The organism is Treponema sp. TIM-1 (assembly GCF_046533115.1).
Classification (GTDB): Bacteria; Spirochaetota; Spirochaetia; order Treponematales; family Breznakiellaceae; genus JAIRMO01.
Genome location: NZ_JAJQRC010000062.1, coordinates 1 through 11835 on the forward strand (window position 1 = coordinate 1; position 11835 = coordinate 11835).

Annotated in this window: 9 protein-coding genes and 1 pseudogene; 4 read left to right on the forward strand and 6 right to left on the reverse strand. The window is 56.4% G+C overall.

Annotated features, from left to right (window positions below; genetic code table 11):
• Positions 1-353 precede the first annotated feature (353 nt).
• Positions 354-790: pseudogene (gene tnpA, locus LQZ21_RS14175) on the forward strand (IS200/IS605 family transposase).
• Positions 791-957: 167 nt separating this feature from the next.
• Here tnpA and LQZ21_RS14180 read toward each other — a convergent pair.
• From LQZ21_RS14180 to LQZ21_RS14200, 5 genes are read right to left on the reverse strand one after another with little or no spacing between them, the layout of a single operon-like run.
• Entirely contained in the window at positions 958-2298 is a 1341-nt protein-coding gene (locus LQZ21_RS14180) for an aspartate ammonia-lyase (RefSeq protein ID WP_411045198.1), read from the reverse strand.
• Between the two features lies 1 nt (position 2299).
• Complete coding sequence (gene hydF / locus LQZ21_RS14185; RefSeq protein WP_411045200.1) at positions 2300-3520, reverse strand: [FeFe] hydrogenase H-cluster maturation GTPase HydF; 1221 nt, start codon at positions 3518-3520, stop codon at positions 2300-2302.
• Positions 3521-3529: 9 nt separating this feature from the next.
• Positions 3530-4594 carry a [FeFe] hydrogenase H-cluster radical SAM maturase HydE gene (gene hydE, locus LQZ21_RS14190; protein WP_411045202.1) on the reverse strand — a complete coding sequence of 355 codons (1065 nt, stop codon included), beginning with the start codon at positions 4592-4594 and terminating at the stop codon, positions 3530-3532.
• Positions 4595-4604: 10 nt separating this feature from the next.
• The gene (gene hydG / locus LQZ21_RS14195) at positions 4605-6044 is read right to left on the reverse strand and encodes a [FeFe] hydrogenase H-cluster radical SAM maturase HydG (protein ID WP_411045204.1); all 1440 of its coding nucleotides are present in this window, start codon (positions 6042-6044) and stop codon (positions 4605-4607) included.
• A gap of 41 nt (positions 6045-6085) precedes the next feature.
• A complete protein-coding gene (locus LQZ21_RS14200) occupies positions 6086-6352 on the reverse strand; it encodes a TM1266 family iron-only hydrogenase system putative regulator (RefSeq protein WP_411045205.1) in 267 nt (88 codons plus the stop codon).
• Positions 6353-6670: 318 nt separating this feature from the next.
• Here LQZ21_RS14200 and LQZ21_RS14205 point away from each other — a divergent pair, with 318 nt between their 5' ends.
• Complete coding sequence (locus tag LQZ21_RS14205) at positions 6671-7996, forward strand: aconitase X (protein WP_411045207.1); 1326 nt, start codon at positions 6671-6673, stop codon at positions 7994-7996.
• A complete protein-coding gene (locus tag LQZ21_RS14210) occupies positions 7993-8484 on the forward strand; it encodes an aconitase X swivel domain-containing protein (protein ID WP_411045209.1) in 492 nt (163 codons plus the stop codon). The genes LQZ21_RS14205 and LQZ21_RS14210 overlap by 4 nt, the downstream gene beginning before the upstream one ends.
• 360 nt (positions 8485-8844) lie before the next feature.
• Here the strand turns inward: LQZ21_RS14210 and LQZ21_RS14215 are convergent, their stop codons facing one another.
• Positions 8845-9882 carry a LacI family DNA-binding transcriptional regulator gene (locus tag LQZ21_RS14215; protein ID WP_411045210.1) on the reverse strand — a complete coding sequence of 346 codons (1038 nt, stop codon included), beginning with the start codon at positions 9880-9882 and terminating at the stop codon, positions 8845-8847.
• Positions 9883-10316: 434 nt separating this feature from the next.
• On the opposite strand from LQZ21_RS14215, the gene LQZ21_RS14220 reads away from it, so the two are divergent.
• Positions 10317-11528 carry a tyrosine-type recombinase/integrase gene (locus tag LQZ21_RS14220; protein WP_411045211.1) on the forward strand — a complete coding sequence of 404 codons (1212 nt, stop codon included), beginning with the start codon at positions 10317-10319 and terminating at the stop codon, positions 11526-11528.
• Positions 11529-11835: the final 307 nt, after the last annotated feature.

Below are 11835 nucleotides of genomic sequence, written 5' to 3' on the forward strand. Positions count from 1 at the left end.
CCTTTCAAAAGCGGCAAGATGTTCCAAAAGCCACTATAACCAAGGAGCAGCAAATGATCCGTGAACTTCAAGGCATCTTCTGTAAAGGCCGCTATCGTTCATGGAAGCCTTCATCAGGGTTGTAGGGTTTATTCGGGAGTCTGGTTTAATACCCCGTCGGACCAAAGGTCCGCGCTTGCTCCGGCTCAAATAACGTAACGCTTACGAAATTTGGTATTAAACCAGACGGTATGATAAATACAATTGGTAATCCCCCGGCTATGCCGGGGGACTCCAAAGGTTTGACATTTCCGGGAATATAAAAGAACCTCCTATCAAGGTGAACCGCCAAAGTTCAAGAGATAGGAGGTAAAATGAACGACAGGAAGAGTCTATCCCATAGCGCCTGGGAATACAAGTATCATGTGGTATGGATACCGAAATGCCGGAAGAAGCAACTGTATGGAGGAGTGGGGAAATATCTGGGGAGCATATTCCACGAGTTGGCGCGGGAACGGGAGAGTCGGATAGTGGAAGGACATCTGTGCCCGGACCATGTGTATATGCTGATAGAGATACCGCCGAAATACTCGGTAGCCCAGGTGGTGGGATATATCAAAGGGAAAAGTGCGATAGCGATAGCCCGGAGATTTGTCGGAAGGCAAAAAACTTCACGGGGCAGAACTTCTGGGCGAGAGGGTATTATGTGTCAACGGTAGGCCGGGACGAAGCGACCATCAGGAAATATATCCAGGAACAGGAAGCGGAAGACAAACGGCTTGACCAGTTGGAAATGTTCAAGGATAAGTAACAACGATAACCGCCTTTAGGCGGTTCCAAAACAAACCGCTTTGAGCGGTTCACCATTCAAGCCCCCGGCTTTGCCGGGGGTACCTGACTTAAAATTATCTGATTTTCGGAGATTGATCGCACAGCGGCCTACTTTGCGGTCGATTTATATCGGCTTATTGCGGACAATCAGGATACGAGTGCCGCTTCCAGGGCGGCCTTGATCTTCGCCGGATCTCCGCGGTTTTCTTCTATAATTATACGGACCTTTTCGTAGCCCAGCCGGGGGACGTAGGCCGCCGCGAAAGCCCAGGAGGCGTTCAAAAGCTGGGCGCAGCGATCCGGTTCGGCCCGGATGAGTTCTACGCATTTGGCGCGGAACAGGGGGACGGCCCGGCAGAGGAGGGAGAGGCTTTCCAGGAGAGCGTCGGCGATGAGGGGGACAAAGGCGTTGAGTTCAAACTCCCCCAGGGAAGCGGCGGAGCTAACGGCGGTATCGTTGGCCAGCACCCTGAGCGCTACCTGGACGGTCATTTCGGGGATCACGGGGTTCACCTTGCCGGGCATGATGGTGCTGCCCGCCTGCAGGGGGGCCAGGCTGATCTCCCCCAGGCCGCCGTGGGGCCCTGAGTTCATGAGCCGGAGGTCCCGGGAGATCTTCATCAGGTTCACCGCCAGGGCCTTGAGCAGCCCGGAGACTTCCACCAAGACATCGGCGTTTTGGGTGAGGTCCATGGGGTATTCCGCGGCGGCCAGGCCCATGCCGGTGAGTTCCCGCAGTTCCTCGATGACGGTAAAACGGTACTTCCGGGAGAGGGGGTCCGAGGAGAGGCCCACCGCGGCGCCCCCCAGGTTTACCTGCCGCAGGCGTTCCTCGATTTTGTAAAGCCGCCACCGGTCCCGGGCTATGGCCTGGGCATAGGCGCCGAATTCCGCGCCCAGGGTAAGGGGGACCGCGTCCATCAGCTCGGTGCGGCCCAGCTTGGGGATGTCCTGGAATTCCTGTTCCTTCCGCTGGAGGGCTTCCTGGAGGGCGGCGCAGGCCTTGCTGAGTTCCCGCAGGAACTCGATGGCGGCGATCCGCAGGGCCGTGGGGTAGACGTCGTTGGTGGATTGGCCCCGGTTCACGTCGTCCAGGGGGTGGATGATGTCGTAGCGTCCGGGGCTTTCCCCGAGGATCCCCAGGGCCAGGTTGGCGATGACCTCGTTGACGTTCATGTTGGTGGAGGTTCCCGCCCCACCCTGGAGGGCGTCCACGATGAACATGGCATCCGCCTCCCCCGCCAGGATCCGGTCGCAGGCCTGGATGATGGCGCCGTAGACCCCGGACCTGCCGGAAGCCGCCGGGGTTTTGAGCCTTTCGTAGGTCCGGGCGGCGGCCTTTTTTACCGTCGCCATGGCATAGATGAGCCGCGGGTTCGTCTTTCGGTAGTCCAGGGCAAAGTTGTCCCGGGCCCGGAGGCTCTGAAGCCCGTAGAGGGCCTCGTCGGGAAGGGCCGCCTCCCCCAGGCCGTCTTTTTCTATCCGCATCTTACCCTCCGTCTTCCAGCTCCGCGAGGATATGGGGGAACATGGCGATACTCCGGGGGAGTATCCCCTGGATATAGGCGATGAGGATGCCGTAGTTGGTCATGGGCGCCCCCTGATCTTCGGCGCAGCGGTGGCGGTACTTCATCTCCCGCTCGTTCAGCATACAACCCCCGCAGTGGACGGCGAGCTTATACCCCGAAAGGTCCTCGGGGAAGCCGGCGCCCGATGTAAAGACAAATTCGGGGTTCTTGCCGGTGTAGTTCTTAATCCACCGGGGGAGTTTGACCGTGCCTATGTCGTCGCATTGCCGGTGGTGGGTGCAGCCCTCGGCGATGAGGACCCGGTCCCGGTCCTCAAGTCCCTCCAGGGCCCTTACCCCCCGCACGGTCTGGGCCAGGGAGCCCTTGTATCGGGCAAAGAGGATGGAAAAGGAGGTAAGGGGGATCTCCGGGGGGGTATCCGCCGAGACCTTGGCAAAGACCTGGCTGTCGGTAATCACCAGCCGGGGTTTTTTCCCAAGATTTTCCAGGGTTTCCCGGAGTTCATATTCCTTGACCACCACCGCCGCGGCGTCGGCTTCCAGGATGTCCCGGATGGTCTGCTGCTGGGGGAGGATCAGCCGGCCCTTGGGCGCGGCCTTGTCGATGGGGGTTACCAACACCACCAGGTCGCCGGGGCTTATCAGGTCCCCCACCAGGCGGAGCTTTGGCTCGGCGCTGACCGCCAGGGCGGCGATCCGCTCCTTCAACTCGTTGATATTGGCCCCGGTCCTGGCGCTGACCAGGATATGGTTTTCCCCCGGAGGGCCCCCGTCGTTTCGGGCTTCCTCCAGGTCGGTCTTGGTATAGGCCACGATAAAATTGACCTGCTTCTCCCGGAAAATGGCGATGAGATCCTCTTCCGCCCGGGTTTTCCCCCGGACCGCGTCCACCACCAGCACCGCCGCGTCGGTTTTGGAGAGGACCTGCCGGGCCTTTCGCACCCGCAGTTCCCCCAGGGCCCCCTCATCGTCGATGCCTGGGGTGTCGATGATCATCACCGGCCCCAGGGGGAGGAGCTCCATGGCCTTGTACACCGGATCGGTGGTGGTGCCTGGCACCTCCGAGACTATGGCCAGTTCCTGGCCGGTAACGGCGTTGACCAGGCTGGATTTTCCCGCGTTCCGCCGGCCAAAAAAACCGATGTGGGGCCGGTTGGCGGCGGGGGTTTCGTTGAGTCCCATGGCTGCCCCTTATCCCGCGTTGGCCGGGACTTTTCGCTGCTCCCAGCCTGCCATGTCTCCCCGGGCCATGTTGGGCTCAAAGCCGAAATGCCGGATGCGGCCCTCCATGCACAGGCGGCACTCGGCGGCTTCGTCCCCGGTGCATATCTTGTGGTCATAGAGGGCGTAGAGCTTCCGCACCGCCTTGGGGGAAAGGTTGGGCATCACCACGTTGGCCCCGGCCATCAGCCCCTTTTCCCGACCCAGGGGCGAAATGGTCCCCAGGGCGGTGGTGGCCGGGATCAGCGCCCGGGGCAGGAGGAGCCTGGTAAGGGCCACCATCCTGAGGGTCTGCTCAAAGCTCCCCCGGGGGTAGTCCCGGAAGGGGGTGTCCGCCTGGGGGATAAAGGGGCCTATTCCCACCATGTGGGGTTCCAGCTCTTGTAAAAAGCGGAGATCCTCCAGGAGGTTTTCCGGGGTTTGAAAGGGGGTCCCCACCATAAAACCCGCCCCCACCTGGTAGCCTATATCCTTAAGATCCCACAGGCACTGCTTCCGCTCCCGGAGGCTCATCTCCCGGGGGTGAAGCTTCCGGTAGTGTTCCTCCGAGGCGGTCTCGTGCCGCAGGAGGTAGCGGTTGGCCCCGGCCCGGAAAAAGTGCTCGTAGCTTTCCCGGCCCCATTCCCCGATGGACAGAGTAATGGCATGATCCGGAAACTCCTTCCGGACGGCTTCGACCATTTCCACGATCCGGCCCTCGGTAAACCAGGGGTCTTCCCCGCTCTGGAACACAAAGGTCCGGTACCCCAGGAGGTCCCCCAGGCGGCAGCAGCGCAGGATCTCCTCCAGGGAAAGCCGGTACCGCTCCACCCGGGGGTTGCCCCCCCGGATACCGCAGTAGTAACAGTTGTTCCTGCAGTAATTGGAGAATTCGATGAGCCCCCGGAAATACACATCCTGGCCGTAATGGGAGGATCGGAGCTCCCGGGCGGCGGCAAAGAGGGCCTCCGCCTCCTGGGGATCCTCTGAGCTGATGTAGTGGAGCAGGGCTTGATCGCTCCGCAGATCCGGCGGCATCGCAGCTGACAGCGTCATGGCGCCCTCCTTAGACCCTAAAGTCCCGTTTGCCCTTTTCGATATCCGAAAGCCAGAGCCGTATTTTTTCCCGGATCTTATCGTTCGGAATAGAGGGGATCTCCCGTTCAATCAGCTTCTCCCCGGTCTCCCGGGTAAAGGGTTTTGCATAGTCCATGAGGTATTCCTTCAAGGTCATCAGGGCGTTAGGGTGGCAGCAATTCTGAATCTGTCCGGATTTGCAGAGCGACATGAACCGGTCGCCGGTCCTGCCTTCCCGGTAACAGGCGGTACAGAAGCTGGGGATATAGCCCATGTCCATAAGCCAGTTGATAACCTCATCCAGGGTGCGCTGATCGCTCACATCGAACTGTTCCGTGTCATGGGGCCGTTCTTCTTCGCTGTAACCGCCCACGGAAGTACGGGATGCGCCGCTGATCTGGGAGACCCCCAGGCGGATCACCTTTTCCCGCACCGCCTGGCTTTCACGGGTAGAGATAATCATGCCCGTATAGGGCACCGCGATCCTGACCAGGGCGCAGAGTTTGGCAAAGGTATCGTCATTGATGCTGTTGTCAAAATCGTTGACATCAATGTCTTCCGCGTGTTTTATCCTCGGCATACTGATCGTGTGGGGCCCGACACCAAAGGCCGCCTCCAGGTGTTCGGCGTGCATCAGCAGCGCGGCAAACTCATACCTATACCGTTCAAGGCCAAACAAAACGCCCAGCCCCACGTCATCGATTCCGCCCTGCATTGCCCGGTCCATGGCTTCGGTGTGATAGTTGTAATCGTGTTTGGGGCCCGAGGGGTGAAGCGTAAAATAGCTTTCCTTGTGGTAGGTCTCCTGAAACAGGATATAGGTCCCGATCCCCGCTTCCCGAAGTTTGCGGTAGTTTTCAACCGTGGTGGCGGCGATATTGACGTTTACCCGGCGGATTGCCCCGTTTTTGTTCTTGACCGAATACACGGTATTGATAGAATCAAGCATATATTCGATAGGGTTCTTGACCGGATCCTCGCCGCACTCCAGGGCAAGCCGCTTGTGCCCCATATCCTGCAGGGCATTCACTTCCCGCAAAATATCCTCCTGGCTCAGCTTGACCCGGGGGATGGTCTTGTTTTTTGTATGGTAGGGGCAGTATACACAATTGTTCACGCAGTAATTCGAGAGATAGAGGGGCGCGAAAATAACGATGCGGTTTCCGTAGAACGCCTTTTTTATCTCCTCCGCAAGATCATACATCGCCTGCACCTTTTCCGGCGCTTCGCAGGCGAGCAGTACCGACGCCTCCCGGTGGGTGAGTCCGGCGCAGCGGAACCCCTTTTCTGATTTCCGGGGTTTTGCTTTTTCAAGCAGGCGGTCGATAAGATCTATATTATTCTTATTCGCTTCGGCATACGCCAGGGTAGCAAGCACTTCCTGGTGGTCGATAAATTCATCGGCCGAAGATGAGGCTGGATTATACATGGTGGTTCTCCTTTCAACGGGTTCTCATTCCGCAGCAGCGGTCACGAGACCCCCTGCTTGGTAAGATCCCCCGAGATGGCGGTTTTAACCGTGACCCCGGGAAGGTTCCCCAGCTTGCCGGTCAGGGCGTTGATAGTGTCCAGATCGCCCTGCAAGGTCAGGGAAACCACCGCCGCGTCCGCTTCGTCGAAAGGAATACCCATCCGCCCCTTGACGATCTTCCGGTACAGGGAGACCGTCTCGTTGAATGCCTGCCGGCTCGTCTCGGGGTGTTCCAAAATCGCTCCAATGACCGCTATTCTGTCCATTCTTTTTTCCTCTCCATTTCTCTCTCCATAAAAAAACCTCAAGCCGGGCCTGAAAACACCGCTTGAGGGTATAAACGTATCCTATTTATACGCCCCTTGCCGGATCAGAACCTGTCTTGATCGCTAAGGTTAAGTACCCAAACCCCCATGTGCCCGGCAAGATAGCTCTCGCCCGCACTGGGACCTCGTGAGGCATCCTAAAAATTTTAGGACACACTCCCAGGTATGATACACCGGATTACCCTGAAAGGCAAGTAAAATTATTTTAAGTTGCCTTCCCGCATAAGCGGGTGTATTATGTTTTGAGAGGAGAGATACATGGCAATGTTGTTAAACGATGAAGAAAAGGCCATCCTGGAAGGCAGCCGGGGTAAGGCCCTGGCCAAGGTGTTGAAGACCCTGGTGATGTACGGGGAAACCTTCGGCGCGGAGCGGATGGTTCCCATTTCAGGGGGCAGCGGGCATCTGGTAACCAGTTTCGGCCTTTCCGTGATGAAGCCCGTCTTTGCCCTGATGGATACCCTGATTCAGGAGGGGGCCTTGTCCGGCCAGTCCTTTACCGTGGATCCCCGGCCCCTGGACCCCCGGGTTCCCGCCGGCCTGTTACCGCGGATCCTCTTCAAGGTGATGTACGGAAAGCAGGCCGCCTACGAGTCCCAACTGCGCCGGCTGGGGCTGGTAAATGATCAGGGCTTTACCTGTACCTGCTATATGGACGAAGTGGGCAACTGTCCGGGAAAGGGGGATATCCTCTCCTGGGCGGAGAGCAGCGCCGTGGTTTATGCCAACAGCGTCCTCGGCGCCCGGTGCAACCGCAACTCGGGTATCATCGAACTTTTCGGCAGCATTGCGGGCAGGGTTCCCTGTTTCGGCCTTCTTACCGACGAGGGCCGCAGGGCAAGTTGGGTGGTGGAAGTTAAGACCACCCGGCGGCCCGAGGCCCAGCTTTTGGGCAGCGCCATCGGTATGCGGGTGATGGACGCGGTGCCCTATATCCAGGGTCTTGACCGGTGGATCGGCAAAACCCTAACCCAGGAGGCGAAGGACTACCTCAAAGACATGGGGGCCGCCACCGCCAGCAACGGTGCGGTGGGACTCTACCATGTGGAGAACCTGACCCCCGAAGCGGCGGAACAGGGGAAGGCCCTCATCGCTCCCAAAGCCGAAACTTACACCATCGACGATGCGGAGCTGGAGCGGATAGAGGCCGCTTACCCCTGTATATGGAAGGACCCGCAGGCGGAACCGAAGCTCTGCTTTGTCGGCTGCCCCCACCTCTCGCTGAAGCAGATCACGGACTGGTCGGAAAAACTCCGCGCCGCCCTGGAGAGCGCCGGCAGAAAGCGGGTCGCCGTACCCACGGTGTTTACCTCGGCGCCCGCGGTTCTGGCGGAATTCCGGAAAACTCAGGCCGCGGCCTTCCTTGAAAAGGCTGGGGTCGTTACCAGCGACATCTGTCCCCTCATGTATATGAATAATCCCCTCTGCGGCAAGATGCCGGTGATCACCAACTCCAATAAGCTGCGGACCTATACTTCCTCCCGGTATTATAAGGATGAGGAGATCCTTCGGAAAATTTCCGGTGGAAAATTTCCGGGGAAAATTTCCGGTGGGGCCAAGGCGATTTCAGGAGGCGCAAAATGAGGCAATTTAAAGGAAGGATTATCGTACCATTACCGCCTGTTCAGGCGGGCGCCGGAGCGGCAGGCCCGGGGAGCGGCGGGTCCCTGTTACGGGCGGAGGCCCTGGTTTCCCGGCAGGGCTTCAACACCCTGGCCAGTTTCCAGAAGGCCCTGATGTTCAAGGATAAGACCGCGGTGTGTTCGGATCAGAACAACCCCGATCTTTACGGCAAGCCCATGGCGGGCAAGGCCCTCTGTATGCCCCAGACCATCGGCTCCACCACCGGCGGCATGGTACTCTTCTGCGCCGCGGCCCTGGAAAGCCAGCCCGCCTGCCTCCTCTTCTCCAGGCCCATCGACTCCCTGGCCGCCGCCGGGGCGATCCTTGCCGGGGTATGGACGGAACATCCCATGCCCACCATAGACAGCCTGGGGGAGGAATTCCTCGCTTCGGTACAATCCGGCGCCACGGTCACCGTAGCGGATGACGGCACGGTTACGGTGGAATAGGGACGAGGGCCTGGTACTAAATTTACCACGAAGGCGCAAAGCAGACCGCTACGCAGTCAATTAAGTGAGAAGAAGGGAGGGGAGGAGAATTAAGAGTGAAAAATAGGAAGAATGGCTCTGGTCTTGCTATGCAAGCCTTATTCGAAAGTCTGGTTTAATACCCCGGAGCTTGCTCCGGCCCAAACAACGCAACGCATACAAAAATTTGGTATTAAACCAGATGGTACTATAATTTTCTATCGAACGAGCTTCCGTTCCGAATCAGGTAGCGCTTAAGATACCGCCTCGGACCAGAGGTCCGCGCTTGCTTCGCGGAGGATCATTGTGGCGGTGGGAAACAAGAAGAATTAAGGGAGGCTGCTAAGCGGGGTTTGCCGGATCAAGGGGGATGTTTTCTTTGATATACACATCCAGGGGTACTTCTATTTTGGGAAGGATATGCTGTTCCAGCACAATATGCCGGTAGAGGCTGAGCAGCGCCTGGCGGCCCTGTTCTTCCGGCCGTTGGGAGATAATCGCGTCTATCCCGCCGTCCCGTAGCAGCTCCCGGTTTTTGGGGATAAGATCGTATCCCACCAGGAGCAGAGGTCTTTTTTGTTGTTTTACCGCTTCCGCAACCCGGTGGGCCATACAGTTGGTGATAAAAATTCCCGCCAGATGAGGATTTTCCTTGAGAAAAGCGGCAATTTCGTCCACCGATATTTCAACTCCCTGATAGTCTGAGTATTCCCGCACCACCGTGGAAAAGCCCTGTTCCCCGGCATACCGTAAAAAACCGTCCCGGCGCCGGGTGATATGGTAGTCCTCACCGTGGGCATCCAGAACTGCCAGGGGCTTTGTTATCTTTCCCGCCAGAAGGTGCATGAGTCTGCCCGCGAGGTACCCTCCCCGGAACGAATCCTGACCAATGGTACACAGGGGCTCGGTCCCGGGAAGGTCCGCGTCAAAAAAAACGCAGGGGATGCCCCTTTCATGGATGGTGTCAATCAGCGTTTTGGTTTTTTTAGGCATAATGGGCGATAAAATGATCCCCTCGGGTTTTTCCGCTAACAGGGACTCGGAGGCCTTGTGGAATTCCGTGAGATTGTAACGGTCAAATTCAATAATTTCCGTTTCCACCCCCAGGGGCGCGATCTCTTTGATGCCTGCCCGGATCCCTTCCAAAACCTGGCCCCAATAACCGGCGTCCTGATCCCTCCGGGGCAAAAACGCGCAAAACCGGTAGGCCCGGTTCCGCTTAAGTCGCCGGGCTATGGGATTTGGGGTAAATTGATATTGTTCGATGATCGCTTCAATTTTCGCCTTGGTCTCCGCCGACACCCGGCCCCGGTGATAAATAACCCGGTCCACGGTTCCAATAGAGACCTCTGCCAGTTCCGCAATTTCTTTAACGGTCATTTTTTTTACCCGGATTTACGATACTTTCCAAACACTAAAACGTTGGGAAAGGCTCAGACATATCGGAGTTATGATAGGGAGAAATAAACCGGCTGTCAAGGGAACTTGTTTCATGACCTTGCGGTAGAAAGCCGCGCAAGGGATGGAAACGGACAGAAAAACTACGAACCTTACGAATAAAAGATAGAATTCAGGGATAAATTCCAGGATATCGAAGCAAAAGTTCGTAGTTAACTTAAGCTGAGCATGACTGCCGCGGCGCATTGACAAGTTCCGGTTCATCATATAGATTTTTAAATTGCGGTCGCTTTCAAGGCTTGGTTGGTTTTGAAACCGGCTTGCCTGTTATTTTTGGCCTATAGGCCCAACATCTACCGTGCGGGCGCCGGATGCGCCTGTCTAAAAACCGCGTAAAGCTTTAAAGGGGAAGGGCGGTGCATGTAGTATATCTGTTTTATGATGAAAGACGGATTGTTATTCCTTTTTACGATTATGATAACGGGTTGTTCAAAAAATTGATGTACACAAAACTGGGGGATTGGGATTACCGGCGGCATGCGTATGAAATATCGCCGCGGCCTGTTTCCGAAGAGACCCTGGACCGGGTTTTGGACGGGATGATTCGGGTGAAGATAGGTAAGGATCCGGATAAACCAGCCGTCGTACAAGGATTTTTGGAAGCCCCGTGGGCTAATTTGGGATTTAACCGGGCAAGCCCCTTGCCGGGCGGTAAAAGCGTCCGGGAGAATTCGCTAAACGACCGGAGGTGTTTGATTCGGGCGATGACGCTGCCCGAGCGGTTTACCAAAGATTGGATCGACAAACTGGAGACTGAGCTCCACGCAAGGAAATACAGTCCCCAAACTATCGGTTCTTATGTTCACTACAACAAGGCTTTTTGCAGGGTTGTTCAGAAGGGGCCTAAGGAGATTCTGTCTGAGGATATCAGGGAATATTTGGCCTATTTGGATAAGACCCAGGATCTTTCCGCCTCGTCCGTTAATTTAGCTATCAGTGCGCTTAAGTTTTTTTATACCCAGGTACTGAAAAGGGACTTTGCCTGGGACCAATATAGTCGGCCCCGGCATGACAAACGGCTGCCGTCGGTACTGTCGGGTACGGAAATTAATCTGATGCTGAACAGTGAAAAAAATCCCAAGCACCGGCTGCTTTTGATGTTGGCCTATTCATCGGGGCTTCGGGTGAGTGAGGTGGTGGCGCTTAAAAAAAGCAGTATTGATCTGAACCGGAAGTTGATTTTTGTCTACTCCGGTAAAGGACGGAAGGACCGGTATACCCTGCTTTCCGAAAGGGCCGCCAAATTCCTTGAGGACTATTGTGCCCTTTATGATATTGACGGATGGCTTTTTCCCGGCTTGCCCTCGGATCGCCATTTGTCGATACGGTCGGCGCAAAACATCTTTAGCAAGGCCCTTGAAAAGGCCCACATTCAGAAGCAGCTTTCGATACACAGTCTTCGCCACACCTTCGCGACCCACCTGCTGGAAAACGGTACCGATATCAAATATATTCAGGAACTCCTGGGCCACGCCTCGGTCCGCACCACTGAGCGGTATACCCACGTTGCCCGACGCCATGTCCTGAAGATTCAAAGCCCCCTGGATACGCTTGCCGCAGAGGAGTAGCTTTTATGGTGGATTATATGTTATGGGAATGCAGGGGTGGAATGCCCGCTGTATGATCCTGCCTTATGCGCGGCGTCTAAAGGTACCGATATGTCCTGGTTCGCCTCTGTATTTCAATAAAACGAACCTTTTTGCATTAATCAAACGGGCTGGAGTGATAAGATGGGGGCGTTTTATTGGGGTATGGAGGCGGAATAAGGAAACGTCGTGGAAAAGACGTTATGCGACATACCCGTTGACATTATTTGTAGAATATTATAGAATTAAACATTTGGAGAAAATATATGAAATTTAACAGGTTTATTTT

Bases quoted from the DNA above. Each gene is read 5' to 3' on its own strand.
- hydG (WP_411045204.1), bottom strand. From the start codon at position 6,044: ATGTATAATCCAGCCTCATCTTCGGCCGATGAATTTATCGACCACCAG.
- LQZ21_RS14200 (WP_411045205.1), bottom strand. From the start codon at position 6,352: ATGGACAGAATAGCGGTCATTGGAGCGATTTTGGAACACCCCGAGACG.
- LQZ21_RS14205 (WP_411045207.1), top strand. From the start codon at position 6,671: ATGGCAATGTTGTTAAACGATGAAGAAAAGGCCATCCTGGAAGGCAGC.
- LQZ21_RS14180 (WP_411045198.1), bottom strand. From the start codon at position 2,298: ATGCGGATAGAAAAAGACGGCCTGGGGGAGGCGGCCCTTCCCGACGAG.
- hydE (WP_411045202.1), bottom strand. From the start codon at position 4,594: ATGACGCTGTCAGCTGCGATGCCGCCGGATCTGCGGAGCGATCAAGCC.
- hydF (WP_411045200.1), bottom strand. From the start codon at position 3,520: ATGGGACTCAACGAAACCCCCGCCGCCAACCGGCCCCACATCGGTTTT.
- LQZ21_RS14210 (WP_411045209.1), top strand. From the start codon at position 7,993: ATGAGGCAATTTAAAGGAAGGATTATCGTACCATTACCGCCTGTTCAG.
- LQZ21_RS14215 (WP_411045210.1), bottom strand. From the start codon at position 9,882: ATGACCGTTAAAGAAATTGCGGAACTGGCAGAGGTCTCTATTGGAACC.